24 protein-coding genes are annotated in these 26,216 nt (G+C 63.0%); 13 read left to right on the top strand and 11 right to left on the bottom strand.

Translation table 11 applies throughout. From position 1 onward, the window contains the following. Positions 1–154 precede the first annotated feature (154 nt). Positions 155–1,102 carry a YihY/virulence factor BrkB family protein gene (locus M3465_RS04015; protein ID WP_249500407.1) on the top strand — a complete coding sequence of 316 codons (948 nt, stop codon included), beginning with the start codon at positions 155–157 and terminating at the stop codon, positions 1,100–1,102. Beyond that, positions 1,099–2,082, top strand: coding sequence for an endonuclease/exonuclease/phosphatase family protein (locus M3465_RS04020; RefSeq protein ID WP_249500408.1), 984 nt, complete (start codon positions 1,099–1,101; stop codon positions 2,080–2,082). Before M3465_RS04015 ends, M3465_RS04020 begins: the two co-directional genes overlap by 4 nt. On the opposite strand, the gene M3465_RS04025 is transcribed toward M3465_RS04020, so the two are convergent. The 3 genes from M3465_RS04025 to polA all read right to left on the bottom strand — a co-directional run bounded on the left by M3465_RS04025 (position 2,079) and on the right by polA (position 6,126). Next, positions 2,079–2,609 (bottom strand): DUF421 domain-containing protein, encoded by a 531-nt coding sequence (locus M3465_RS04025; protein ID WP_249500409.1) that lies wholly within the window; start codon positions 2,607–2,609, stop codon positions 2,079–2,081. The genes M3465_RS04020 and M3465_RS04025 overlap by 4 nt on opposite strands. Before the next feature lie 8 nt (positions 2,610–2,617). Continuing rightward, the gene (locus tag M3465_RS04030) at positions 2,618–3,238 is read right to left on the bottom strand and encodes a DUF998 domain-containing protein (protein WP_249500410.1); all 621 of its coding nucleotides are present in this window, start codon (positions 3,236–3,238) and stop codon (positions 2,618–2,620) included. 83 nt (positions 3,239–3,321) lie between these two features. Next, on the bottom strand, positions 3,322–6,126 hold the full coding sequence (gene polA, locus M3465_RS04035; RefSeq protein ID WP_249500411.1) for a DNA polymerase I: 2,805 nt from the start codon (positions 6,124–6,126) through the stop codon (positions 3,322–3,324). 153 nt (positions 6,127–6,279) lie between these two features. Between polA and M3465_RS04040 the strand changes: the two genes are divergently transcribed. After that, positions 6,280–6,786: a hypothetical protein gene (locus M3465_RS04040; protein WP_249500412.1), complete on the top strand. Its 507-nt coding sequence runs from the start codon at positions 6,280–6,282 to the stop codon at positions 6,784–6,786. A gap of 3 nt (positions 6,787–6,789) precedes the next feature. On the opposite strand, the gene M3465_RS04045 is transcribed toward M3465_RS04040, so the two are convergent. After that, positions 6,790–6,969 (bottom strand): zinc-finger domain-containing protein, encoded by a 180-nt coding sequence (locus M3465_RS04045; RefSeq protein ID WP_249500413.1) that lies wholly within the window; start codon positions 6,967–6,969, stop codon positions 6,790–6,792. Between the two features lie 76 nt (positions 6,970–7,045). Here M3465_RS04045 and M3465_RS04050 point away from each other — a divergent pair, with 76 nt between their 5' ends. Then, a complete protein-coding gene (locus tag M3465_RS04050) occupies positions 7,046–7,963 on the top strand; it encodes an ABC transporter ATP-binding protein (RefSeq protein ID WP_249500414.1) in 918 nt (305 codons plus the stop codon). A gap of 51 nt (positions 7,964–8,014) precedes the next feature. Here M3465_RS04050 and M3465_RS04055 read toward each other — a convergent pair whose 3' ends face one another. Both M3465_RS04055 and M3465_RS04060 read right to left on the bottom strand, forming a co-directional pair. After that, positions 8,015–8,383 (bottom strand): histidine triad nucleotide-binding protein, encoded by a 369-nt coding sequence (locus M3465_RS04055; protein WP_249500415.1) that lies wholly within the window; start codon positions 8,381–8,383, stop codon positions 8,015–8,017. Positions 8,384–8,394: 11 nt separating this feature from the next. Continuing rightward, positions 8,395–9,972 (bottom strand): DUF5928 domain-containing protein, encoded by a 1,578-nt coding sequence (locus M3465_RS04060; protein WP_249500416.1) that lies wholly within the window; start codon positions 9,970–9,972, stop codon positions 8,395–8,397. Between the two features lie 141 nt (positions 9,973–10,113). Between M3465_RS04060 and M3465_RS04065 the strand changes: the two genes are divergently transcribed. Beyond that, positions 10,114–10,932, top strand: coding sequence for a sulfotransferase family protein (locus M3465_RS04065; RefSeq protein ID WP_249500417.1), 819 nt, complete (start codon positions 10,114–10,116; stop codon positions 10,930–10,932). Between the two features lie 84 nt (positions 10,933–11,016). Here the strand turns inward: M3465_RS04065 and M3465_RS04070 are convergent, their stop codons facing one another. After that, positions 11,017–11,604 (bottom strand): DUF1285 domain-containing protein, encoded by a 588-nt coding sequence (locus tag M3465_RS04070; protein WP_249500418.1) that lies wholly within the window; start codon positions 11,602–11,604, stop codon positions 11,017–11,019. A gap of 71 nt (positions 11,605–11,675) precedes the next feature. Between M3465_RS04070 and M3465_RS04075 the strand changes: the two genes are divergently transcribed. Genes M3465_RS04075 through M3465_RS04090 form a run of 4 tightly spaced genes read left to right on the top strand, consistent with a single transcriptional unit; the run spans position 11,676 to position 18,383 of the window. Beyond that, a complete protein-coding gene (locus tag M3465_RS04075) occupies positions 11,676–12,683 on the top strand; it encodes an AAA family ATPase (protein ID WP_249500419.1) in 1,008 nt (335 codons plus the stop codon). Next, positions 12,680–13,552 (top strand): DUF58 domain-containing protein, encoded by an 873-nt coding sequence (locus tag M3465_RS04080; RefSeq protein WP_249500420.1) that lies wholly within the window; start codon positions 12,680–12,682, stop codon positions 13,550–13,552. The genes M3465_RS04075 and M3465_RS04080 overlap by 4 nt, the downstream gene beginning before the upstream one ends. Next, positions 13,552–16,341, top strand: a complete 2,790-nt coding sequence (locus tag M3465_RS04085) for a DUF4159 domain-containing protein (protein WP_249500421.1) — start codon at positions 13,552–13,554, stop codon at positions 16,339–16,341. The genes M3465_RS04080 and M3465_RS04085 overlap by 1 nt, the downstream gene beginning before the upstream one ends. Then, positions 16,341–18,383 carry a glutamine amidotransferase gene (locus M3465_RS04090; RefSeq protein WP_249500422.1) on the top strand — a complete coding sequence of 681 codons (2,043 nt, stop codon included), beginning with the start codon at positions 16,341–16,343 and terminating at the stop codon, positions 18,381–18,383. Before M3465_RS04085 ends, M3465_RS04090 begins: the two co-directional genes overlap by 1 nt. Before the next feature lie 21 nt (positions 18,384–18,404). Here the strand turns inward: M3465_RS04090 and M3465_RS04095 are convergent, their stop codons facing one another. The 3 genes from M3465_RS04095 to M3465_RS04105 form a co-directional block, all read right to left on the bottom strand. After that, positions 18,405–19,976, bottom strand: coding sequence for a DUF4214 domain-containing protein (locus M3465_RS04095; RefSeq protein WP_249500423.1), 1,572 nt, complete (start codon positions 19,974–19,976; stop codon positions 18,405–18,407). A 351-nt stretch (positions 19,977–20,327) separates the two neighbouring features. Next, complete coding sequence (locus M3465_RS04100) at positions 20,328–20,948, bottom strand: DsbA family protein (protein ID WP_249500424.1); 621 nt, start codon at positions 20,946–20,948, stop codon at positions 20,328–20,330. A 32-nt stretch (positions 20,949–20,980) separates the two neighbouring features. Then, the gene (locus tag M3465_RS04105; RefSeq protein WP_249500425.1) at positions 20,981–21,493 is read right to left on the bottom strand and encodes a DUF721 domain-containing protein; all 513 of its coding nucleotides are present in this window, start codon (positions 21,491–21,493) and stop codon (positions 20,981–20,983) included. 61 nt (positions 21,494–21,554) lie between these two features. Between M3465_RS04105 and mutY the strand changes: the two genes are divergently transcribed. Next, positions 21,555–22,631 carry an A/G-specific adenine glycosylase gene (gene mutY, locus M3465_RS04110; protein WP_249500426.1) on the top strand — a complete coding sequence of 359 codons (1,077 nt, stop codon included), beginning with the start codon at positions 21,555–21,557 and terminating at the stop codon, positions 22,629–22,631. A gap of 63 nt (positions 22,632–22,694) precedes the next feature. Then, a complete protein-coding gene (locus M3465_RS04115) occupies positions 22,695–23,831 on the top strand; it encodes an alkane 1-monooxygenase (RefSeq protein WP_249500427.1) in 1,137 nt (378 codons plus the stop codon). Between the two features lie 22 nt (positions 23,832–23,853). Here M3465_RS04115 and M3465_RS04120 read toward each other — a convergent pair whose 3' ends face one another. After that, positions 23,854–24,342 carry a peroxiredoxin gene (locus M3465_RS04120; RefSeq protein ID WP_249500428.1) on the bottom strand — a complete coding sequence of 163 codons (489 nt, stop codon included), beginning with the start codon at positions 24,340–24,342 and terminating at the stop codon, positions 23,854–23,856. A 95-nt stretch (positions 24,343–24,437) separates the two neighbouring features. Between M3465_RS04120 and M3465_RS04125 the strand changes: the two genes are divergently transcribed. Together M3465_RS04125 and rsmD are read left to right on the top strand one after the other, a co-directional pair. Then, positions 24,438–25,649 carry an NAD(P)/FAD-dependent oxidoreductase gene (locus M3465_RS04125; protein WP_249500429.1) on the top strand — a complete coding sequence of 404 codons (1,212 nt, stop codon included), beginning with the start codon at positions 24,438–24,440 and terminating at the stop codon, positions 25,647–25,649. After that, positions 25,646–26,209 (top strand): 16S rRNA (guanine(966)-N(2))-methyltransferase RsmD, encoded by a 564-nt coding sequence (gene rsmD, locus M3465_RS04130; protein ID WP_249500430.1) that lies wholly within the window; start codon positions 25,646–25,648, stop codon positions 26,207–26,209. The genes M3465_RS04125 and rsmD overlap by 4 nt, the downstream gene beginning before the upstream one ends. Positions 26,210–26,216 lie beyond the last annotated feature (7 nt).

The raw sequence follows: 26,216 nt of genomic DNA on the forward strand, positions 1-26,216 counted from the left end.
ATTTCACGCTCGGCGCGATGATCGGAACCCGGGGGCGGTGAACGCGTTGAAAATTGCAGGGAAAACGCGCAGCGAATGCGCGGCTCGAAACGATATCCGGCCTCGCATCATGCCGTTGTCCCGCGAATGACGCGAAACAGAACGAGGTTTTTTCATGGCGCGCGGCCGATCAGCAGAGTCTCCCACCGATATCCCAAGTTCCGGCTGGAAGGACGTCGCCTTGCGCGTCAAGGACAATATCGGAACGGATCGTATCGGCCTCATTGCCGCCGGCATCGCGTTTTACGGCCTTCTGGCACTCTTCCCGGCGATCACCGCGCTGCTTGCCATCAGCGGGCTCGTTGTCGAGCCGACAGAGGTGGTCAACATGCTTGAACGCCTGTCCGGTCTGATGCCGGAACAAGCGCTGACCATCATCATGGATCAAGCAACGAAGGTGGCCGGTTCGCAAACCGGCGGTTTGGGCCTTGCCGCCATCCTGGGTATCCTCATCGCCGTCTATTCGGCATCCAAGGGCATGGGCAGCCTGATCCAGGGTGTCAACGTCGCCTATGGAGAGGAGGAAACGCGCGGTTTCGTCAAGCTCAAGCTCATTACCATCGCCTTGACGCTGTTCCTTCTCGCGGGAATGGTCGTGGCGTTGGTCGCCACCATCGCCCTGCCCGTCGCATTGGAGTTTCTCAATATCGGCGGCGCGCTCGGCGGATTTCTAACCGTCGCGCTGATCGGGCTGCTTTTCGTAATGACCATGCTTGGCCTTGCCGTGATCTACCGCTACGGCCCGTCCCGCGACGAGCCGCAATGGCAGTGGGCGTCGGTCGGTGCGGTGCTCGCTTGTGTCGCTTGGCTGATCGCGTCGGCCGGCTTCGCGTTCTACGTCGCCAACTTCGGTTCTTACAACGAAAGTTTCGGCGCGTTGGCCGGCGTTGTCGTCCTGCTGATGTGGTTCTGGATCTCGGCCTATGTCATCCTGATTGGGGCCGAAGTGAATGCCGAGATGGAGGCGCAGACCCGCGAGGACACCACGCAAGGCGCCGAGAAACCGATGGGCGAGCGCGATGCCGTCAAGGCCGATTATCTCGGCGAGGCCGCTGGAAAATGATCTGGGAGACCATCCTGTCCGCATTTCTCTGGCTTGTAGGGGGCGCCGTTCTGATCGCCACGCTCCTGCCGCTGACAAACAGCGTCCGCTGGTGGATCCGCATGTGGGATTTCCCGCGCCTCCACCTTGCAGCGCTTGCGTTGGCGGTATTGCTCTTGGGTTTTGCCTTTGCCGTGCCGTTCTATCCGGTTTTGATGGCATTGATGGCGGGCGTATTGGCCTACCAGGCCGTCCTGATCTTTCCCTACACACCACTTGCGCGAACGGAGATGGCCAAGAAGACCGCGCCGCCCGACACGTCGGAAGTCCGGCTCTTGGCCGCGAATGTGCAGATGGGCAACGATAGATACGACGACCTCGCCCATATCATCGAACGCGAGAATCCCGATGCCGTTCTGCTCATGGAAACCGATCAGGATTGGGCCGATGGGTTGCACGACACGCTCGCCCGCTACGATACGATCAAGGCGCATGTCTCGGACAACTATTATGGTATGATCTTTGCCACTCGGCTCAAGGCGCTGGATTGCGATTTCATCTGGCCACATGGTGATGACACACCGGCGCTCAAGGCGCTTCTCGCTGACAACGAAGGCACCTATTTCAACTTTATCGGCCTGCACCCGCGCCCACCCGTTCCCGGCAACACGACGAAAGTGCGCGACCGGCAAATTCGGAAGGCTGCCGAGATGACGGCATCAGCCGAACGGCCGACTGTCTGCATGGGCGATTTCAACGATGTCGCATGGTCCTGGACAACGCAGCGGTTCAAGCATTACGGAAATTTCCTCGAACCCCGCGTCGGGCGTGGCATGGTGTCCAGCTTTCATACGAAATCGCGTCTTTTGCGCCTTCCGATTGACCAGCTGTTTTTGACCGAGAACGTCAATCTTGTTTCGTTCGGCAGGCTCGAAAGCTTCGGCTCGGATCATTTTCCGATTCAGACAAGCGTCTTTTTCGATCCGTCGCCGGGCACCTAACGTTTAGACTGCGTTGGATCTTCCAAGCCCGTAAAAAGCCTTTCATCAACATGCTCGCCATGCAGCACGGTGACATTGCCCGTCGTTTCAAGGACCACGGCCCGCACCTGGGATAGATCGAGCGCGTTGGCTTCGCGCAGCTTGGCGATGAGATCTTCCTCCGACACGCGCGTGCGGCGCAGCATGTCGTGCAGGATCACGCCGTCCTTCATCAGCAGCACAGGCGTGTTCTGCACCAGCTCGTCGAACCGGTCCGACCGCTGCCGGATCTGCGCGACCGTGTATTGAACCGCAAAGAGCGATGCCATCGCTGCCATTGTCTGAAACAGCTCCACCCAGGCGTTCGATTGCGACGCGCCGGCCAAAAGCGAACCCATCGCCACCGTCATCACGAAGTCGAAATTCGTCATTTTCGAAAAGGATCGGAGCCCGACGATCCGCACCAGAAGGATGATCCAGAAAAGCCCGATGGCGCTGAGCAGCAACCCCTTGGCAATCGCGTCGAGCATATCGTGGTCGAAAAACATCGCTTCCCTCAGCCGATCCTGCGCGCCACGGAAATCATCATGGATGCGAAAGTCGTCACCCAAAGCAGCGTAATCACGCCCAGCCCACGCTCATAGGCCCCGTCATATTCCGTCGGCAGAATGAAGAACACCGGCGCGCCGAGTATCCACAAGACCGCGCAAAGCCGCGTAACCTTCGCGTAGCCATTCCCGATCAGCGCCATGCCGCGCGCCATCACGACGAACAACACCGCAAAGAGAAAGCCCAGCGCGTAGACAAGATAACTGTGGATCACGATGCCGTCACGGTCACTATCGCCATATTCATTGCGCGCGCCGATCACCACCACGATGGCGGCGAGCAGAGCGAGACACAGGATCCCGATGTTCCACCTCGTACCATCCGTATGATGGTGCGCGGCCCCGATGGCGCAGGCCATGAGTGCGGCCGCATATCCGTAAAGCGCGAAATCCTGGATGATCTCGTATGGTCCGGCGGCCAGATCGCTGACGGTATCGGCGACCCAGTCATGCCCCGGCACGACGATCCCGCCGATGATATTGCCGAGAATCAGCGCCAGAGATCCCGCGAGCGCAGTCGTCCCCGTGGCCATGAGAAGATGCGCGCTGGCCTTGGCTGGCGGTGTCATCGCGTTCCGTCCCTCCGATTTCGGTCCCGGGAAAAACGCGCTACTCCAGATTTGGTTGCGGCACCGTTCAGTTCCGGTTCGGCCTAATGCGCCTCCGCCCAGTTGCGCCCCTGCCCGGCATCCGCGACCAGCGGCACGTCGAGCTTCACCACCGGGTCCGCTGCGCCTTCCATGACCTGCCGCGCGACCGCGATCAACTCATCCTCCGCGCCTTGGTCGACCTCGAACAGCAGCTCGTCATGCACCTGCAGAAGCATCCGCGCCGGCAAGCCGGCGATAGCATCCGGCATCCGCACCATGGCGCGCCGAATGATGTCCGCCGCCGTGCCCTGAATCGGCGCATTGATCGCCGCGCGTTTGGCGAATCCGGCGCGCGGCCCCTTCGCGCCGATCTCCGGCGTATGGATCACCCGCCCGAACAGCGTCTCGACGCGGTTGTGTTTCTTGGCGAAGGCAGTGGTCTCATCCATGTAGGCGCGGATGCCGGGGAAGCGTTCGAAATAGCGGTCAATGAAGCCCTGCGCATCGGCACGCGGGATGCGCAGGTTGCGCGCAAGACCGAAGCCGCTGATACCGTAGATCACCCCGAAATTGATCGCCTTGGCCTGCCGCCGCACATCCGGCGTCATCTCCTCCATCGGCACGCCGAACATCTCCGACGCGGTGGCGGCGTGAATGTCCTGCCCCTCGCGGAACGCCTCCTTCAAAGCGGCAATATCGGCGATATGCGCAAGGATGCGCAGCTCGATCTGGCTGTAATCAAGCGCCACCAGCGTCTTGCCTTCTTCGGCAACGAACGCCTCCCGGATGCGGCGGCCTTCTTCGCTGCGGATCGGGATGTTCTGCAGGTTGGGATCTGTCGAGGCCAGACGCCCGGTATTGGCCCCGGCGATGGAATAGCAGGTGTGAACGCGGCCCGTTTCGGGATTGATGTGGTCTTGCAGCGCGTCGGTATAGGTCGATTTCAGCTTGGACAGTTGCCGCCAGTCCAATACCCGGCGCGGCAGTTCGTGCTCGGTCGCCAGATCCTCCAGCACATCCGCACCGGTGGCATAAGCCCCCGTCTTGCCCCGCTTGCCGCCCTCGAGGCTCATCTCGTCGAACAGGATCTCCCCAAGCTGCTTGGGAGAGCCGACATTGAATTTGCGCCCTGCCAAGGCATAGATCTCGTCCTCCAGCCCTGCCATTTTCTGACTGAACGCGTTGGACATGCGCGAGAGCGTGTCGCGATCCACCTTGATTCCACTCCGCTCCATCTGCGCGAGAACCGGAACCAACGGCCGCTCCATCCGCTCGTAAACGCGCGTGACCCGCACGCGGTGCAACTGCGGCTTGAAGGTCAGCCAAAGCCGCAGCGTCACCTCCGCATCCTCAGCGGCGTAGCGCGTTGCCTTGTCGATGGGAACGCGGTCGAACGTGATCTGGCTCTTGCCGGAGCCGAGAAGTTCCTTGATCGGAATACAGGTGTGGCCAAGATAGCGCTCGGCCAGCGTGTCCATGCCATGCCCATGCAGCCCCGCGTTCATCGCATAGGACATCAGCATCGTGTCGTCGATCGGCGCCAGATCGATGCCGTAGCGCGACATGATCTTGGCGTCGTATTTCATGTTCTGCCCGATCTTGAGCACCGCCGGATCCTCCAGCAGCGACTTGAGCGCGGCCAGCGCCGCCTCCATGCCGATCTGCCCGTCTGCCAGCGCGTCCGAGCCGAACAGCCCCTCGCCCCCTTCGGCCTTATGCGCCAAAGGCACGTAGCAAGCCCGCCCCGGCGTGATGCAAAGCGAGATACCGACGAGATCCGCCGTCATGTCGTTCAGCCCGGTTGTCTCGGTGTCGAAAGCGACATGCCCGATCTCGCGCGCCTCAGCGATCCATGCGTTCAGCGCGTCCAGATCGCGGACGCATTCATAGCCCTCGGGATCCATCTCCGGAAGCTCGGGCGCATCCGCCTCGGGCGGGTTGGCCCCTTCGGGCGTGGTGTCTGGGATCACCGGAGGCTCTACCTCCAGCGCCTCGGCAATGCGCTTGGACAGGGTGCGGAACTCCATCTCGCTCAGAAAGGTCAGCAGCTTGTCGGGATCGGGCTCGCGCACCTCCAGATCGTCCAGCGTGAAATCCAGCGGCGTATTGCAGTCGAGCAGCACCAGCTTCTTGCTGAGCTCGATCTGCTCGCGCTTGTCGATCAGGGTCTGCCGGCGCTTGGGCTGCTTGATGGTATCGGCCTGATCGAGTAGCGCCTCGAGCGAGCCGTATTCATTGATGAGCAGGGCCGCCGTCTTTACCCCGATCCCCGGCGCGCCGGGCACGTTGTCGATGCTGTCCCCGGCCAGGGCCTGCACATCGACCACCCGGTCAGGCCAGACGCCGAATTTCTCGAACACGCCATCGCGGTCGATCCGGCGGTTCTTCATCGCGTCCAGCATCTCGACCCCATCGCCGACAAGCTGCATCAGATCCTTATCCGACGAAATGATCGTCACCCGCCCGCCCGCATCGCGCGCCTGGCAGGCCAGCGTGGCGATGATATCGTCCGCCTCGAACCCCTCCATCTCCTCGCAGGCGATATTGAAGGCTTCGGTGGCGCGGCGGGTCAGAGGGATCTGGGGGCGCAGATCCTCGGGCATGGCGTCGCGATTTGCCTTGTATTGGTCATACATCTCGTTGCGAAACGTGTGGCTGCCCTTGTCGAAGATCACCGCGACATGGGTCGGCGCATCGGGGCCGTGATTCCCCTCGACATATTTTTGCAGCATGTTGCAGAAACCCGAAACCGCCCCGATGGGCAGCCCGTCGGACTTTCGCGTCAGCGGCGGCAGCGCGTGATAGGCCCGGAAGATGAAGGCCGATCCGTCGATCAGATGAAGGTGATGTCCCTTGCCGAATGTCATGTCGCGCCCCCTGTTGCGTCTGCGCAGATGTGCCATGGTCCGCCCTCGGGTTCCAGCAATAAGCATGGGCGGTTTCCCGCACAGGGCGCGCTGCACGCGCTTGTCAGGCCGTTCGGTCGCGGTAACATATCCGTGCAAGCGCAAAGGTGCACGATGATCCGTATTCCCGCTGCAATTGCCGTGACGCTTTGCGCCTCTCAAGCCGGCGCACAAGGCAATTTCGACGGCTTCGGCCTGAACAAAGAGCCGAAATCAACCTTGCCGGCTTGCGAAAACATCCCCTACGACAAGGCAAACTGCGTGCGTGCGCTGGCCTGTCTGGGCACGGAAGGCGTGTATTTCGACGGGCAGGCGCACGGCTGGGACACGGGCATCGTCATCGGCCATCTGGACGACGGAACGTCCTGCACCGGGCAATGGGTCGCCGGCGGACCCACCACACCGGGCCGGGCCGTTCTGACCTGCGAAAACGGTGTGCGGGCCAACGTGATCTACCATACACAGGACAATGAAACCGGCACGGTGATCGGCAGCGGCTTCGACAATCTTGACCGGGAAATCACCGTCTGGTCAGGCGAAAACGTGCTGCAATTCCTGACGGATGAGAACGATGCCACCCCGGCGCTGCCCTGCGGCCCGGCGCCCATCCCGATCAGCTGAAGCTCAGACCTTGCCCTCGAAATCGCGATGCACATATTTCGCGTCGCAATAGCCGCACTCGACCCAGCCGGTGTCGACCGGGATCTGCAACCACACGCGCGGATGGCCCAGCGCCCCTTCGCCGCCGTCGCAGGCGATGCGATAGCTGTCGACGATCTTGGTTTCAGGCACTTGCGTTGTCATCGGCTGCGTTCCCTTCGCTCGGGTTTTCCCATATGGGCGGTTTAGGACGACAGCGGCACAGGAGCAAGGGATCGCAATGACACAGGACGCCATTCGCATCGAAGGTCTGCGCAAAACCTACAAGGGCGGCAAGGAAGCCCTCAAAGGGGTCGATCTGACCGTGCCGCGCGGATCCGTCTTCGGCCTGCTCGGCCCCAATGGCGCGGGCAAATCCACCCTCATCAACATCCTTGCCGGGCTGGTGACGAAAACCGCCGGGAAGGTCACGATCCAGGGCTGGGATCAGGACGTGAACCCGCGCCAGTCCCGCGCGGCCATCGGCGTGATGCCCCAGGAATTGAACCTCGATCCGTTCTTCACGCCGCGCGGCGCGCTGGAAGTGCAGGCGGGGCTTTACGGCGTGCCGAAATCCGAACGGCGCTCGGACGAAATTCTCGAAATGATCGGCCTGACCGACAAGGCCGAAGCCTATGCCCGCACACTGTCGGGCGGGATGCGGCGGCGGCTCTTGCTGGGCAAGGCGCTGGTCCATTCACCGCGCGTTCTGGTGCTCGACGAGCCGACCGCCGGGGTCGATATCGAACTGCGCCAGATGCTTTGGGAAAACGTGCGCAAGCTGAACCGCGAGCGCGGCATGACGATCATCCTGACAACGCATTACCTCGAAGAGGCCGAACAGATGTGCGACGAGATCGCGATCATCAATCACGGCGAAGTGGCCGCGCGCGACAGCACGCGCAACCTGCTGGGCCAGCTCGACGCGAAGACATTGGTGATCCAGCCGGAAACCGCCATAGGCCGCTTGCCGCAGGTTCCCGGCATCAGCGCCACCGAACGCGAGGACGGCACGCTCGCCCTGACCTACCGCGCGCGGCAAACCTCGGCAGAGGATGTGCTTGCCATGCTGCGCGAGAACGGCGTGCGCATCCGCGACGTGCGCACCGAACAGGCCGATCTGGAGGACGTGTTCCTGTCCCTCACGCGCTCGGCCTGATCGGCGCGAAAAGCGTTTTCGAAAACGCTTTGAAGGGCCTTCGAGGGGCCTTCACCCCTTGGCCAGCATCCGGCCCAGATTGCGCCCGCCAAGCACATGCACATGCAGATGCGGCACTTCCTGCACGCCCGCCCGCCCGGCGTTCGAGATGACGCGATAGCCACCCTCCTGCACACCTTCGGCCTTGCAAACCTCGCCGATCACCCGCGTGAAATCGACGATCTCGGCATCGCTCGCCTCAAGCGCGAAATGGTCGTAGCAGACATACGGCCCCTTGGGGATCACCAGCACATGCACCGGCGCCTGCGCGCTGATATCGCGAAAGGCCAGCGTGTGCTCGGTCTCCATCACCGTGTCGTTCGGGATCTCGCCGCGCAGGATCTTGGCGAAGATGTTCTGATCGTCGTATTCATAGCTCATGGCGTGCCTCCTCAATCGGCAAAAAGGTGGTCCGTTCGTGCAAGCTCTAGCGCCTGATCGGGCGGGATCGACAGGAAAGACGCCAGCGATACCGCGTTCACCTCGGGGCTGTCCTCCTCCCGGATGCGCTGGTGGTTCTCGAATTCGGCGTCGCGGATATGATCGCTCTCATGCACGATATCGTTGCGGATCGTCGGCAAGAGCCGCTCCAGCGTCTCGCGCGGCGTGCGCTCCCCGGCAAGCCCGACGCGCATGGCGTGTCCGATCAGGTAATCGTCGGTGAAGGTGCAATTGATCTCCAGAAGCCGCGTCGAGGCACGATCGCGGCAGAAATCCTCCAGCAGATCGAGGTTGCCGGGATCCATGCACACCACCATCCGGTCCGATTCGTAATAATCGAACAGCATCCGCATCAATGACCGCCGGTGCCGGTGCCGCTTGGCAAGCGTGCTCTGGATGCCGCCCATATCGGGCAATTCGGTGTTTTCCTCGTTGAACAGGTATTCGATGCAAGGAATGTTCGTCTGCTGCTTGATCCGCGCGACGAGCCGCTTGGCGACGTGCCATTTCTTGCACACCACGATCAGCAATTCACGTTCGCGGCCAAGCGTGCTTTCCTTCTCCCAGAACCGCGCGGCGAACCGTCGGCCGATCCGGCCCTTGCCGGTCAGGAACTTGTAGAGCGAGCGGCCCTCGTTCGAGATCTCGAAATTGACCCCGCGCGCGGAATAAAGCGAGCCAAGCCGTTCCTTCAGATCGAGCGCCTCGGGGCTGATCTTGCGGGCGAACAGGAAATCCTGGCTGAGCAGCAGATCGAAATGATCGTTGTAGAACGTGACCGGCATCCCGTAATCGGAGAACATCAGGAAGGTCAGCGTCCGGCATTCGATCTCCGCCTCGGGCACGAGATGGCGCACCAAGGTCTGAAAGAACGTCTCGTCCGGAATCCAGGTGGTCGAGAAGAACCGTTTCACATCGGGCCGCGCCCGGACGAAATCGAGGATCGCCTCGACCGTATGGCGGCGCAGGCACCACCACTGGCTGCCGATCTGGATATCGATATCCTGCGGGATCTTCCGCGCCAGCTTGAGCCGTTTCTGCAATTCCAGGCTCTTGTAGAAGACCCATTTCGCATTGCGTTCGTTGAACAAGTGGCGGTAGATCAGCCGCTCTTCCTTCAGCCCCGTTTTGATCCAGTCCGACGCGAAGAAATCGAAGCTTTCGATGAAATCCACATCGTTACGGTCGAGGAAATCATGCGCGTATTCGGCGGTCTTGATCGCCTGACAATCCCCCGAAAGCATGTAGAAATGCGTGGCATGGGGAAAAGCGGCGACCGCGGCCTCGACGGCATAGAGCGTCGCCTGCACCAAAGACCATTCGCCCCAGCCGCATTTGACGCGCTTTTTGGCGAAGGTGACATTGGGATTGTCGCCCAGCGCGGTGTGGATCGTTTTATAGGCCGCCGCACTGGCGCGGGCGTCGAAATGAATGGCGATGTAATCGCCCACCGCCGTCAGGCTGAGCGCCTGCCGGATGATCGCGTCAGGATCCTTGTGGCATAGCAATATGAAGGCAATTTTTGCCATTCAGCCCGTCATCTGCCCTTGTTTTTGTCTCACTGTCAGTGTGATACGACGCATCATCCATTGAATAAACTCCATTTCTTTGATTTTTTATTTACGTTACCGGGCGACAAGACCCCGGAACATGTCTGGAGGCGGCAGAAAATGGGATTCCCCGGCACTTGGATGACCGAGAGCGAGAGCATGGTCTATCGCGTGGTGCCGAAATGCGCCTGCTCGACCATCGGCCAGATCATGTTTTACTCCGACCATGGCGCTTTTTTCGACGGCGATATCCACGATGCGCAAAACGGGCTGCACAAATGGGCGCTCGATCACAGCAAGGACCCGATTACGAGCCGGATACAGGCGCAGGACACCTATGCCTTCACCTGTGTGCGCAACCCCTATACCCGCATCCTGAGCTCGTTCTTCGACAAGATCTGCGGTATCCAGCGCAACGGCAAACGCTATCGCGGCAATCTCGTGCCGCTGCTCATCCAGAAATACGGCATCGAGGTCGGCGGCCCTGACGGCAAGCAGGAATTTGACCAGATCAAGAGCTTCCGCCGCTTCCTGCTTTTCGCGCGCGATACCATCCGCTGGCGCCGCCCGATGGAGCCTGACATTCATTGGTCGGCCATGTCGGGCCATATCAGCACCTTCATCGTGAATGGCGGGCGCTACGATCACATCTTCTGGACCGAGAAATTCAATGACGGGATGGCCGAGGTTCTGAAAAAGGCGGAAACGAAACATCCGATCGATCTGGCAGAAATCCCGCGTTTCAACGAAAGCGAAGGGCATGGCCCGAAACGCGCCCACCCGGTCGAGGATTATTTCGACGATCTGTCGATGCATCTCGTCTACGAAATCTACAAACGTGATTTCGAGTTGTTCAAATACGATTTCGAAAACCCCGGCAACAAGATGCCCGTGGGAGAGATCGATCTTGCCGAGGTTCACGCCAAACTGGGAGACTAGCGCGGGTTCGGCCTGTCGCGCTTGGGGGCTTTGCCCCCAAACCCCCAAGATATTTATGAAACGAAGAAGGAAGGCGCGGCGCTTTTAATCCAGCAACTCGCCGGATGGAATGATCGGAAAGAACGTACCGCCCGACCAGACGCCGAACCATCCGTCGTGATGCGCGCCAATCTCGACCAAACGATAGAAGCTCTTGCGATCGATCAATGCCTCCAGATCGGCGCGGATCAGCACGTAAGGTGAAGGCTCGCCTGTGTCCGGATCGCGTTCGACACGGATCGGGTTGTCCGCGCAGGCGATCGCGGTGTCGCCGACATTGGTGGTGAATGTCAGAACCTGGCCTTCGCCCTGACCCGCGACTTCGAAATCGGTGGCGACGAAGGGCGCATCGTCTACGGTGATGCCGACTTTCTCAACCGGGGTGACAAGAAAATAATCGTCCCCATCCTTGCGCAGCACCGACGCGAACAGCTTGACCAGCGCGGCGCGGCCGATGGGCGTGCCGAGATAGAACCACGTCCCGTCCCGCGCGATGCGCATGTCCAGATCGCCGCAGAACGGCGGATCCCACAAATGGACCGGCGGCAGCTTCTTGCCGCTTTCGGTCTGCGCTGCGCGGACGGACGCGGCGATGCTGTCGGCAGATGGATTTACACGATCTTGTGCGCTCATTGCTTTTGCCATTTCTCCGCTGCACGTTACACTTTGCGCAATGCCCCCACAGGTTTCAAGGGAGAGACATCATGGCCGCATCCGAAGACCTCGTCGCGGAAATCGAGGCGCTGGAAAGAAAGCTGGCCGAGGCGCGCCAAGCGATCACCCGCAGGTTCATCGGCCAGGAGCGCGTGGTCGAGCTTGTTCTGTCGGCGCTGCTGTGCGGCGGTCACGGGCTGCTGATCGGTCTGCCCGGCCTTGGCAAGACACGTTTGGTCGAAACGGTGTCTACCGTCATGGGCCTCGATGGCAACCGCGTGCAGTTCACGCCCGATCTGATGCCGGCCGATATCCTCGGCTCCGAAGTGCTGGAGACCGGGGCCGATGGCAGCCGGGCGTTCAAGTTCATTCCCGGCCCGATTTTCTGTCAGCTTCTGATGGCCGACGAGATCAACCGCGCCAGCCCGCGCACGCAATCGGCGCTCTTGCAGGCGATGCAGGAAAAGGAGGTCACTGTCGCGGGCGAAACCCGGAGGCTAGACGCGCCGTTCCATGTGCTCGCCACGCAGAACCCCATCGAACAGGAGGGCACCTACCCGCTGCCCGAGGCGCAGCTTGACCGCTTCCTCGTTCAGATCGACGTCGCCTACCCGGATCGGCAGACCGAACGCGATATCCTGATCGCCACCACCGGCGCGGAGGAGGCCGAAGCCTATCAGGTTTTCACCGCCGAAGACCTGATCGGCGCGCAGCGCCTGCTTCGGCGGATGCCGGTCGGCGACGCGGTGGTCGAGATGATCCTCGATCTGGTCCGCGCCTTCCGCCCCGACGATCCGGGCGCCAGCCAGCGCGTGCGCGATCTTGTCGCCTGGGGCCCCGGCCCCCGCGCGGCGCAGGCGCTCATGCTGACGGTGCGCGCCCGCGCGCTGCTCGAAGGGCGGCTCGCCCCGGCGCCCGAAGACGTGCTGAACATGGCGCGTCCGGTTCTGACCCATCGCATGGCGCTCGGCTTCTCGGCCCGCGCGCGCGGCGAGGAGCTTGGCGCCCTGATCGACGAGATCGCCGCCGGCACGATCCTGCCCGAGGCTGCGGCGTGACAGAACTTGCCGCCCTGCGCCAACAGTCCGAAGCGGAAGCCGCGCGGCTTCCGGCGCTGCTTGCGCGGGCGGAACATCTGGCGGGGACCGTCCTTCTGGGCGAACATGGCCGCCGCCGCGCCGGGCTTGGCGATGATTTCTGGCAATATCGCCCGATGCAGCCGGGCGACACCCTGCGCGACGTCGATTGGCGCCGCTCTGCGCGCAGCGATGCGCAATATGTACGCCAGCTGGAATGGCAGATCGCGCAAAGCATCATGCTCTGGGTCGACCGGGGCGCGTCGATGCGGTTCTCCTCGAGCCGCGATCTGCCCACCAAGGCCATGCGTGCGCGCATCCTCGCGCTGGCCAGCGCCATCCTGCTCGTCCGGGGCGGCGAGCGGGTCGGACTGACCGGCTCCGATCTGCCGCCGCGGCGCGGGCGGGCGCAGATCGCCCGGCTTGCCGAAACCCTTTCCACCGACGAGGCGCAGGATTACGCCGCGCCCGACATGCGTGGCATGGTCGCGCAATCGCGGTCCATCTTCCTGTCGGATTTCCTCGGCGATCCCGCTCCGGTCGAACAGGCGTTGACCGATGCCGCGGATCGCGGCGTGCGGGGCGTTCTGGTTCAGGTGCTCGACCCGTCCGAGGAGAGCTTTCCCTTCGACGGGCGCACCATCTTCGAAAGCATCGGCGGCGGGCTTCGGCACGAAACCCTGAAAGCCGGGGATCTGCGCATCCGCTACCTCGACCGGCTGACGAAACGTAAGGAGCGGCTGGAGCGGCTCGCCCGGCTGACCGGCTGGCAATATATGTGCCACCATACCGACAGCAGCGCACAATCTGCGCTTCTCTGGATTTATCGCGCAATGGACGGAGGCCGCTGATGGCGCTTTTCGGCCCGATAGGTTTCGCGGCGCCGTGGCTGCTTCTGGCGCTTCTGGCGCTGCCGATCCTCTGGCTGATCCTGCGCGCCGTGCCGCCCGCGCCGGTCAAGCGGCTCTTTCCCGGCGTGGTCCTGCTTCTGGGCCTCAAGGACGATGAGCAGGTCAGCGACCGCACACCGTGGTGGCTCTTGCTGCTTCGGATGCTGGCCGTTGCCGCGCTCATCATCGGGCTGGCCGGCCCGATCCTGAACCCCGAACCGGAGGATACCGCGCGCAGCGACGCGCCGCTTCTGGTCTTGATGGACGGGTCCTGGGCCAGTGCCGCCAGCTGGCGCGCGCGGATGCAGGCGCTGGACGGTCTGCTGGCCGACGCGGCGCGCGAGGATCGGCGGGTTGCTCTGATGAAGCTGACCGCACCGGAACCCGCGGTGTTCCAATCGGCGGAGGATCTGCGCGCCCGCCTTGCCGGCATATCCCCCGAGCCGTGGACGCCTGACACGGACATGACCGCCCAAGCCTCGGCACTGATGCCAGAAGGCAACTTCGACACCTATTGGCTGTCTGACGGGCTGGGCCGCGATAGCAGAAAGAGTTTGACCGACACGATTGCCCAACGCGGCACCCTGACCGTGTTCGAGACGAACCAGACGCTTCTTGGCCTGACGCCAGCGACGTTCGAGGATGGCAACATCGCGCTGACCGCGCTTCGCACCGAACCCGGCGCGGAACGAGAGGTCACGATCCTCGCGCAGGGCCGCGATCCGGCGGGCAATCCCGCCATTCTGGCGCGCGCGAGCGCGACCTTCGCCGCCGATGCCACCAGCGCGGAGACCGCCCTTTCCCTGCCTGCCGAACTGCGCGCCCGGATCGAGCGGTTCGAGATCGAGGGCGAACGTAGCGCCGGGGCCACGACGCTCCCCGACGACAGCCTGCGCCGCCGCGAGGTCGCCCTGATCGCCGGTCGCGACGACCGCGAGGGGCTGCAACTTCTTTCGCCCGTGCACTATCTGCAAAAGGCGCTTGAGCCGAGCGCCGATCTGCTGTCGGGCACGTTGATGGACGTGATCCCGGCCAACCCCGATGTGATCGCGCTCGCCGATGTCGCAACGCTCGGCATGGCCGAACAGGATGCGCTGACGGACTGGCTCGAAGGCGGCGGGCTACTGCTGCGCTTCGCCGGGCCGCGCCTTGCCGCAAGCGATGTCAGCCGCGAGGCCGAAGACCCGCTGATGCCCGTGCGTCTGCGCGCCGGCGGACGCAGCGTCGGGGGCGCGATGAGTTGGGGCGAGCCGAAATCGCTGGCCCCCTTCCCGGAGGACAGCCCGTTTTTCGGACTGCCCGTTCCGCCGGATGTGACTGTCTCCGCGCAGGTGATGGCGCAGCCCGATCCGGCGCTGGCCGAACGGGTGATCGCGCAGCTCAGCGACGGCACACCGCTGGTGACGCGCAAAACGGTCGGACAGGGGCAAATCGTGCTTTTCCACGTCACGGCCAACGCCGAATGGTCCACGCTCCCCCTATCGGGGCTGTTCGTGCAGATGCTCGAACGACTGGCCGTCGCCGCGGGCGGAGCGGATCAGCCAAGCGCCGATGATCTGGCCGGGACGGTCTGGCAACCGACGCTCGTTCTCGACGCCTTCGGCGCGGTGAGCGATGGCAGCAAGCTTCCCGGCGTGCCCGGCGAAACGCTTGCCAGCGCCGAGCTTGGCCCCGATCTGCGGCCCGGCATCTATCAATCGGACGACCGCGCAATGGCGCGAAACATCCTGCGCACGGGCGACACGCTCGCGCCCGCGACATGGCCCGCCGATATCACCGTCGAAGGCCTGACACGGCCCGAGGAAACACCGCTGGCCGGGTGGCTCCTGGCTGCGTCTTTACTCATGCTCGCCGCAGATATCGTCGCGTCGCTTCTGCTGTCCGGCCGCTTGTCCGGCGCGCGCGCCGGCACGGCGGCAACCCTCGCGCTGGCGCTTGTGATCGCACCGCCACCCGCGCAGGCGCAGGCGCAGGCGCAGGAGACACCGCAAAGCGATGCTTTCGCACTCGCCACCACCAGCGAAGTCACCTTCGGCCATGTCGTCACCGGCAATGCCGAGATAGACCGCGTCGCGCAGGCCGGTCTGCGTGGATTATCCGAAACGCTGTTCTTCCGCACTTCGGTCGAGCCGGCCGAGCCGGTTGCGGTCAACCTCGAAACCGATGAACTGGCGTTCTTCCCGTTCCTTTACTGGCCGATCACCCCCGATCAGCCGACCCCCTCCGACGAGGCCTATGCCAAGCTGAACACCTATCTGCGCTCCGGCGGGATGATCCTGTTCGACACGCGCGATGCCGATATCGCGGGCTTCGGCGCATCGAGCCCCAACGGCCGCAAGCTGCAAGAGCTTGCCGCTCCGCTCGACATTCCGCCGCTGGAACCGATCCCCGAGGATCATGTCCTTACCCGCACCTTCTACCTGCTGCAGGATTTTCCGGGCCGCTACGCGGGACGCGACGTCTGGGTCGAAGCCGCGCCGCCGGATGCAGAGCAGGTCGAGGGGATGCCCTTCCGCAACCTCAACGACAACGTGACGCCGGTGGTGATCGGCGGCAACGATTGGGCCGCCGCCTGGGCGATGGACGAGCGTGGAAACCCGCTCTATCCGGTCGGGCGCGGCTATCCGGGTGAACGCCAGCGCGAAATCGCATATCGGTTCGGCGTGAACCTCGTGATGCATGTGCTGACCGGCAATTACAAATCCGATCAGGTCCACGTGCCTGCGCTTCTGGACAGATTGGGCAACTGATGGCTGGCAGCATCGTCTTCGACCCGCTTTTGCCCTGGCCCGTGATTATCGCGCTGGCCGCCTTGTCCGCGCTGGGTGTCGCACTGGCGCTTTGGCGCGGATTGCAGGGCTGGGCCTTGCGCGCGCTCGCCGCGCTGGTGGTGCTGGCGGCTCTGGCGCAACCCTCCTACCAGATCGAGGATCGCGCGCCGCTCTCCGATATCGTGCTGATCGTCGAAGACAAGAGCGCCAGCCAATCGCTCGGAGAACGCCTGAGCGTGACGCAAAACGCCGCAGACACGCTTGCCGCCGATATCGCCGCGCGTCCCAATACCGAGGTCCGCCGGATCGAGGTCGGCGATGGCGAGGCCGATACCGGCACGCTGCTCATGTCGGCCCTGTCCGATGCCTTGGCCGAGGAGCCGCGCGGGCGCATCGCGGGGATGTTCCTGCTGTCGGATGGCCGTCTGCACGATCTCGAACGCACGCCCGATCTGCCCGCCCCGCTGCACCTTCTGCTGACCGGCAAGGAAACCGACTGGGACCGCCGCCTGATCGTAAAAAACGCCCCGGCCTTCGCCATCCTGGGAGAGCCTGTCACCCTCACCTTGCGCGTGGAAGACGAAGGCGCCGCCCCCGGCGCGACGCAGACCGTCATCGACATTTCCGTCGACGGCGCCGAACCGCAGCGCTTCGACATGCCCATCGGACAGGATATCGACCTCCCCATCACCCTGCCGCATGGCGGGCTGAACGTGATCCAGTTCACCGTGCCCGAAGCCGAGGCCGAACTGACCGACCGCAACAACACCGCGCTTGTGCAGATCAACGGCGTGCGCGACCGGTTGCGCGTTCTGCTTGTCAGTGGCGAGCCGCACGCCGGCGGGCGCACATGGCGCAACCTGCTGAAATCCGACAGCTCTGTCGATCTGGTGCATTTCACCATCCTGCGTCCGCCCGAGAAACAGGACGGCGTGCCGGTTACCGAGCTGTCGCTAATCGCCTTCCCCACGCGCGAGCTTTTCCTGGAAAAGATCGAGGATTTCGATCTCATTATCTTCGACCGCTACAAGCGCCGCGGCATCCTGCCGGCGATCTATCTCGACAACGTGCGCAATTATGTCGAACAGGGCGGCGCGGTGCTGGTGGCTGCAGGGCCGGATTTCGCCAGCGCCGACAGCATCTATCGCTCTCCCCTGTCCGAAGTGCTGCCCGCCGAACCCACCGCCCGCGTGATCGACAACGGCTACCGCCCCGCGATCACCGATCTGGGCGAACGCCATCCCGTCACGTCCGGCCTTCAGGGCAGCGACGATTGGGGGCGCTGGCTCCGGCAGGTCGAAGTCGATCCGAAGGAGGGCGATGTCGTCATGTCCGGCATCGACGACAAACCGCTGCTCATTCTGAACCGCGTCGGGGAAGGGCGCGTCGCGCTTCTGGCCTCCGATCAGGCCTGGCTCTGGTCGCGCGGATACGAGGGCGGCGGTCCGCAGCTCGATCTGCTGCGCCGGCTGGCTCACTGGATGATGAAGGAGCCCGAGCTCGAAGAAGAGGCTCTATGGGCCGAGCCCACCGGTCAGACCATGCGCATCATCCGCCGCACGCTTGAGGAAACCGTAGGCCCGGTGACGATCACGCGCCCGGACGGCACGGAAGAGGAGATCACGCTGAACGAGGTCTCCCCCGGCCGGTTCGAGGCGCTTTACACCGGACCCGAAATCGGCCTCTACCGCCTTGCCGAAGGCGATCAAACCGCCGTGGTCGGCCTGGGCCCCGCCGCGCCGCGCGAGTTCGAACAGACCATCGCCAGTGGCACCGCACTGGAGCCGGCCATTGACAGCACTCGCGGCGGTGTGCGGCGGCTCGAAAACGGGGTGCCGTCGATCCGCAGCGTCGGGATGGGCCGCCCCGCCGCCGGTCGCGGCTGGCTCGGGATCACCCCGCGTGAAGCTTTCGAAACGATGGATGTGACACAGACGCCGCTGCTGCCGGGTTGGCTTGTGCTGCTGATAACGGCGGTTCTGATCCTTGGCGCATGGCTGCGCGAAGGGCGGCGCACATAGCGCCGCCCCCTTGTCCGTCTGTCAGACGAGGTAATCGGTATCCACCACACCGACCAGCGGCATCAGGAAGTCGCCGCTTTCGGCATCGGTCGCGTCGGCGAAGAAGCCGTTGATCGTCGAAACCGAGTCCGCGATGCTCGACGCACTGCCATTGAACCCCGCAAGCGCCTGCTGCGCTTCCGATACATCCGTCAGGCCGAGCGTGGCGGCATAGAGCGCGCCAAGATCGGTCTTGGCGTCGAGGTAATCCTCGTCCTGCTCCTTCTGATCCTTGAACGCATCCGACGCGCCGTCAGGGGCATCCGCATCCACGCCTTCCAGCAACTCATAGACGAAAGTATCGCGGCCGATTGCACCATCGTCGAGAACGCCGGTCCAGAAGTCGAGCCCATCGGCATCGGCATTGCGGCCAAGGACGTTGAAATAGATTTGCTCGACGAAATCGGTGGTGGAGATGTCATCGACATAACGATCATCGAATTCCGACTGCTCTTCGAAGAGCGACGCCATCTCCTTGAGGGTCGTGCCATTCTGGTAGGCCGTTGCCCAGAAGTTCAGCCCGACCGCATCCGGCGCCCGGTTGAAATAGCCGATATAGAGCTCGATGATATCCTCGAGCGCATCGTCATCGATCCCTGCACCGCCGGTCAGTTGTTCGATGTTGAACGGCGCGTCGCTGTCTGAGAAATCCAGCGCCTCGATCGCGACAAGACCGTCGGTTCCGTCGCCATCGTCCCGGCGGTCGGTCAACGTGATACCGTCTTCCGCGACAGCGAGCGTGTAGCTGTTTTGCGGGCCGGAATGAACGCTGGTATCGAACCCGTCGCCGCCATCGATCAGATCGCTGCCTGCCTTGCCTTCGATCCGGTCATCCCCGGCCAGCCCGCGAATGATATCGGCCCCTTCCGTTCCGACCAGATCATCGTCACCGGCGGTGCCTTCGATCGTCTCACCGGCGATTGTGACTGTTTCATTGTCGGCGCTTTTGACAACCCGGTTGTCCTGATCGTCGTCGGTATAGCTTACCTGAACGGAGATTTCCGCGCCGAGGTCATCGTCGGTGAGCGTATAGGTGTTGCCGGTTGCGCCGTCGATCTCGGCCCCGTCGCGGAGCCATTGGACGTCGAAGGTGATGTCGTCGGAATCGTCCGCATCGGGCAGTTTCGAGAAATTCACGGTGAGGTCGTTGCCAACGGCAAAGGTGCCATCGATCAGATCGGCAGTCGGCCCTGCGAAATCGAGCATGGCAAGCTCCGGCTGGTCGAAATCGACGCCCCCGGTCGAGCCGGTGAACTCCTGCACCTCAATGCGGCCATCGGACAGCAGGTCGAACTCATAGGAGAGGATTTCATCGCCAACCGCGACAGGCACGCTCAACCGGCCGCTTACGGTGGTTTCGATGACATCATCGACGCGCGTCGAATTTGTGCTGAACGATCCGGATTCGCCCAGATCCAGATCTTCGAGAGCCGCGCCTTCCGCGAGAATTTTCGAATCGAACGAGAATTCGAGACCGGTTTCGGATGCTTCCGTCGCGGTGACGACCAGCTCAGCCTCATCTCCGTCTCGAACAAGGGTCAGTTTTACAGCCATGATCCTACCTTTCCAATTTTACGCGCAGTATTGCCGAGCACCGGCGCAACCGCGTTGAACAGAGATATTTAAAAGCCCGAGGGATGGAAGGGGCGTAACGGTTGGCACAGCGGAATCTAACCGAATTCTAATCTTCTCGAATAACCTGTAGCTTTGGCGTATCTTTTCGCGTTTAAAAAATACATTTGTTAACAGATGGTTAATAGGTCCGAAGCGGACACAATGTTTCGCGCGCGAAACAATAGGTCCGGGGCGGACCTAATCAAGAAGCCGCCTATATACGAAAAAAGCCGGCAATCCCTCGCCGGCTCCCGTCTTGCGCATCAATTCCCGGTGATTGACCGGAACAACTCAATTGGACAATTGTTCGTCCAGGATTTCCTGGAATTCCGAATAGCCCATATTGGAATAGGTCTCGCCATCTATCACGAATGACGGCGTTGCAGTGATATTATGCTCTTCGGCATTGGCCTGATACCATTCGACCAGCGAACGCGCCTTTTCGCCGTCGCTCAGGCAGGCTTCGAGCGTGTCGTTCTCGATCCCGGCGATCCGCCCGATCTTGCGCAGAGCTTCCGCGATCTCGGCTTCCGAACCGGCACGGGTCCAGTCGCTTTGCTGATCGTAGATCATATCGGTGATGCCGAAGAACTTTTCCTCCCCGCCACAGCGCGCGACAAGCGAACCCCAAAGCGAATAGCGGTCGAAATACACCTCGCGATAAGTGAACTTCACCTTCCCGGTCTCGATGTAGTCCTTCCTTAACTCTTCGAAAACGGTATCATGAAACGTCGCGCAATGCGGGCAGGTATAGGAAGCGTATTCGATGATCTCGACCGGTGCATCTTCTGCGCCGATGGTCATTTCCTGCACCGCCACATCGCCCGCCTCTTCCGTTTCCTGGGCAAGAACGGCGCTGCCGCCGATCAGTGCGGCAGTCGCGAAGGCGATGGTCATCAAGCGTTGTTTCATTGCGAAACCCTTCATTCTGTTAAAACGACCCGTCAGGTCCGATGTTGCGTTCTGGAATAGACATTGCCCGCCAGACGTTCCAGCGCCGCGCGCAATCCCTCATCCTCTACCCCGCGCGCCGTATCCCGGGCCTGCGGCGTGATATCGGGCGTCCGCTCGGGCGGGGGAGCCTTGGGACGATGCTGAAAGCTCGCCTGTCCTTCCGAGAACCCGGTCGCGGCGGTTTGCGTGATGCGGATCGCCGAGATCGCGTGATAGCCATAGACCGCGTTCACCTTCTCGCGCAGGGCTTCCTTCTGCATCTCGAGCATCGGCGCATTCGCACCCGTGGTCAGCAAGGTCAGCGTCGCGCCAAGCCCGCCGCGGCCATAGCGCACCTCGACCGGGCGGCTGATCGCCGCGATGTCCGGCCCGGCGATTTCCTCCCAATGGGTGAGCAGCCGCGACTGCGCGAAGCCCCGCGATTCGGACGTCTTGCGGATCTGCGTCTGAAGCAGGCTCGACGTGCTTTTGAACCCTTTTGTCTGACCCGTGCGCGGTCGCATGTTTGACTCCCTGTCCTGAAGACTATTCTAGTGCCGCGAGCCCGGAGCAACCAGCCTTGAAATGACAGCCCCGATCAAAGCCCCGTCAGCCCCTTGTGAGCAGCCTGACCCTGTCGCGCTGCTCGACTGGTATGACCGCCACGCCCGCGCGCTGCCTTGGCGCATCGGACCGGATGCGCGCCGCGCCGGGATGCGGCCCGATCCCTATCGGGTGTGGCTGTCCGAGATCATGTTGCAGCAAACCACCGTCGCGGCAGTGAAAAGCTATTTCGAGGCGTTCACGTCCCGCTGGCCCACCGTCCGCGATCTCGCCGGGGCCGAGGATGCCGACGTTATGGCCGCCTGGGCGGGGCTGGGCTATTACGCCCGCGCGCGCAACCTGCTGAAATGCGCGCGGGCGGTGCGGGACGATCATGGCGGCGTGTTTCCCGACACTTATGACGGGCTTATCGCGCTGCCGGGGATCGGGCCTTACACCGCCGCTGCGATTGCCTCCATCGCGTTCGACCGACCCGAGACGATCCTCGATGGCAATGTCGAACGCGTGATGGCGCGGGTTCATGACGAACACACGCCCCTGCCCGCTGCGAAACCTCTTCTGATGGGCTATGCCAGCGCGCTCACGCCCATGGAGCGCCCCGGCTGCTATGCGCAAGCGGTGATGGATCTGGGCGCGACGATCTGCACGCCGCGCAACCCGGCCTGCGGACTTTGCCCCTGGAGGCAGGCTTGCGCGGCCTGGGCGGCGGGAACGGCGAAGGACTTACCAAAGAAGACGCCGAAAAAACGCAAACCGACACGGTTCGGCATTGCCTATCTGGCTCGCCGCGTGGACGGGGCCTGGCTTCTGGAACAGCGACCCGACAGCGGGCTTCTGGGTGGCATGCTCGGCTGGCCCGGCAGCGAGTGGGGCGACGACCCGCAGGACGCCCCGCCGATCCGCGCCGAATGGCGCACCCTGCCGGCCGAAGCGCGGCACACGTTTACGCATTTTCACCTGCGTCTGACGGTCAAGACCGCGCTTGTGCCGATGGAGCGCGAACCGGAAAGCGGAGCGTTCATCAGCGCGGATGCGTTCGACGCGGGCAATCTGCCGACGGTGATGCGCAAGGCCTATGACCTCTTGACCAAAGGTTGAGCTTGGCGAAGCCGCATCGCGGCTGCTAATCTGCTGGTATCCGCCCGAACCGGACGTTTCGTCATGGCCGACAGTACAGCTCCCCCCACCCGCCTTCCGCTGCGCGCCGCGCTGCCCTTCTGGCTTTCGCTGCTGATGATCCCGCTCGTCTTCGCCGCAGCGACGCTGGGCGGCCTTTGGGTTCTGGTCCCCATGCTGTCGACATGGGGCGTATTCGCGACGCTGGATGCGGCGCTTGGGCTGGATACCGATAATCTCGACCCGCAAACCCGCGACAGCGCGCTGTTCTGGCACAGGCTCATCACCCTGATCTGGGCGCCGCTGCAATTCGCGATGATCTTCGGGCTGGTCTGGTATATTCCGCGCACAGATCACCTTGGTCCGCTGGAAATTTACTTCGTCACCATCGGGATGGGCGTTCTGTCAGGCACCATCGGGATCGTCTATGCGCATGAACTCATGCACCAGCGCAACAAATGGGAGCGCTGGCTGGGCGATCTGCTGATGGCGATGGCGCTTTACGGGCATTTCCGTTCGGAACATCTCCTGGTGCACCACCGTCATGTCGGCACGCCGCGCGATCCGGTGACGGCGCGCTATAACGAAAGCTTCTGGCGGTTTTATCCGCGCGTGCTGAAATCCTGCCTTGTCTCGTCGTTTCGCGCCGAACGGGACATGCTGGCGCGCAAGGGGCTGCCGTGGTGGCACCGGCGCAACCCGTTCTGGCGCTATGGCGCGCTGCAAGCAGCGTTCGTGCTTCTGGCCTTCGCGATTGGCGGATGGCTCGGGGTGCTGATCTTCGTGCTTCAGGCGGCCTCGGCGATCTTCCAGCTGGAACTGGTCAATTACGTCGAACATTACGGGCTGACGCGGAAATACCTGGGCGGCGGCAAATACGAGCACGTCAAACCGCGCCATAGCTGGAACGCATCGCACAAGGCGTCGAACTGGATATTGATCAACCTGCAACGCCATTCCGATCACCACTACAAGCCCGACCGCCGATTTCCGCTGTTGCAGGCCCATTCGGAGGAAGATGCCCCGCAATTGCCCTATGGCTACCCGGTGATGACGTTTTTCGCGCTTTTTCCGCGCAAATGGCGGGCGATGATGAACCCGCGCGTGCGGGCTTGGCGCAAGCGCTACTATCCCGAAATCGAGGATTGGTGCGATTACAACAAGGCCCGCCACCCGGTCTGAGCGGCGGGCCCGAACGCAGGCTTTACAGCTCTTTCAGCAGCGACTCGCCGGCGGATACTTCGCAGACGCCCGGCCCTTCCTCGACATGCAGCACCTTGACCTTGCCGCCTTCGACGAGCATCGCATAGCGCTTGGACCGCGCGATAAGACCCGCTGGCGGCGCGTCAAACTCCATGCCGATGGATTTGGTGAACGCGCTTTGCGGATCGCCCAGCATGGTAATGCCGGCGTCATTGGCCCCGGTCGCCTCGCCCCAGGCCTGCATCACGAAGGGATCGTTGACCGAAACGCAGATGATCTCGTCCACGCCCTTTTCGGCGAACTGATCCCTGGTGCGCACGAAACTGGGCACATGCGCGCTATGGCAGGTGGGGGTGAACGCGCCGGGAACGGCAAAGATCACCAGCTTTCGCCCCTTGGAATGCTGCGCGAGCGAGACCTCTTCGGGGCCGTCCTTGCCCAGTTTTACCAGTGTCGCGTCCGGGAGCGTGTCGCCCGTGGAAATTGCCATGATGGTGTCCTTCCTGTGGAATTGCATTTTCGTTGCTACGGCATATAGGGTTCGCGGCAACGACACCAATATCATAATTCGGCAGAGGAGCGCGCATGGGTCACGTCATCGTTGTGGGGGCCGGTCAGGCCGGGGCATCGGCTGTCGCGCGGCTCAGGGCCAAGGGGTATGAGGGGCGGATCACCCTGATCGGGGAAGAGCCGTTCCCGCCCTACCAGCGCCCGCCGCTGTCCAAGGCCTATCTCTTGGGCGAAATGGATCGCGAACGGCTCTATCTGCGGCCCGAGAGTTACTATGCCGATAACGGGATCGATCTGCGCCTGGGCAATGCGGTGACGGCGATCGACCCCAAGGCGAAAACGGTGACGGTGGGCGGCGATGTGCTGCGCTATGACGATCTGATCCTCGCGACCGGATCGCAGCCGCGCCGCCTGCCCGCTGCGATTGGTGGCGATCTGGAGGCTGTGCTTGCGGTGCGCGGTTTGCAGGACGTTGACGCCATGGCACCGCGTTTTGTGAACGGCGCGCGCGTGCTGATCGTCGGCGGCGGCTATATCGGGCTTGAGGCGGCTGCGGTTGCCGCCAAGCGCGGGCTGGACGTGACGCTGGTCGAAGTTGCGGGGCGTATCCTGCAACGCGTCGCGGCGCCGGAGACTTCGGACTATTTCCGCGAACTGCACAAGGCGCATGGTGTGGACATTCGCGAAGGCGTCGGGCTGGATCATCTGGCCGGAGAAGGCGGCACCGTCACGGGCGCGGTGCTGAACGATGGCAGCACGCTTGACGTGGATTTCGTCATTATGGGCATCGGCATCCTGCCGAATGTCGCCTTGGCCGAAAGCGCAGGTCTGACCATCGAGAACGGGATCGAGACGGATGCGCAGGGGCGCACATCCGATCCGCATATCTGGGCGGCGGGCGATTGCGCGTCCTTCCCGTGGCGAGGGCAGCAATTGCGTCTGGAAAGCGTGGGCAACGCGATTGATCAGGCGGAATGCGTGGCCGACAACATCATGGGCGCGGGGCGCGATTACGATGCGAAACCGTGGTTCTGGTCGGACCAGTATGACGTAAAGCTGCAGATCGCCGGGCTGAACATGGGCCACGACCGCGTTGTCGTGCGCGAGGGCGAGGGCGCCACGGCCTCGCACTGGTATTACGGGGACGGTCGGCTGCTCGCCATCGACGCGATGAACGATCCGCGCGCCTATATGGTGGGCAAGCGGCTGATCGAGGCGGGGCGCAGCGCCGATCCTGAATTGGTTGCCGATCCGCAAAGCGAGTTAAAGGCGCTGCTCAAGGCGTGAGGATCATCGCGGGCAAATGGCGCGGGCATTCCTTGGCGAGCGTCGGCAAGGGCGATGCGGCGGCGCATTTGCGCCCCACTTCGGACCGCGTGCGCGAGAGCCTGTTCAACATGCTGGGCGGCGGGCGGTTCGGCGCGCCTTTTGATGGCGCGCGCGTGCTCGACCTGTTCGCCGGCACCGGCGCTCTGGGGCTGGAGGCCATGTCGCGCGGGGCGCAGACGGCGGTGTTCGTCGATGACGGGCGCAAGGCGCTCGGTTTGATCCGCGCCAATATCGCGGCTTTGGGCTGTTCGGAGTGCCGCGTGATCGCGCGCGATGCGACCCGGTTGCCGCGCTGCGAGAAGGAGCGGGCGACGCTCGTGTTCCTCGATCCGCCCTATGGCAAGGGGTTGGGCGCAAGGGCGCTTTCCGCGGCGGTCGCGGGGGCATGGCTTGCGCCCGAGGCGCTTGTCGTCTGGGAGGAAAGCGCGGCTCAGCTTGCCCCGGAAGAGTTCACGCGGCTCGACGCCCGGCGCTATGGCGACACGCATGTGACGGTGCTGCGCTTCGACGGCGCGTGATTCGCGA

Source organism: Marivita sp. GX14005 (assembly GCF_023370775.1).
GTDB lineage: Bacteria > Pseudomonadota > Alphaproteobacteria > Rhodobacterales > Rhodobacteraceae > Marivita.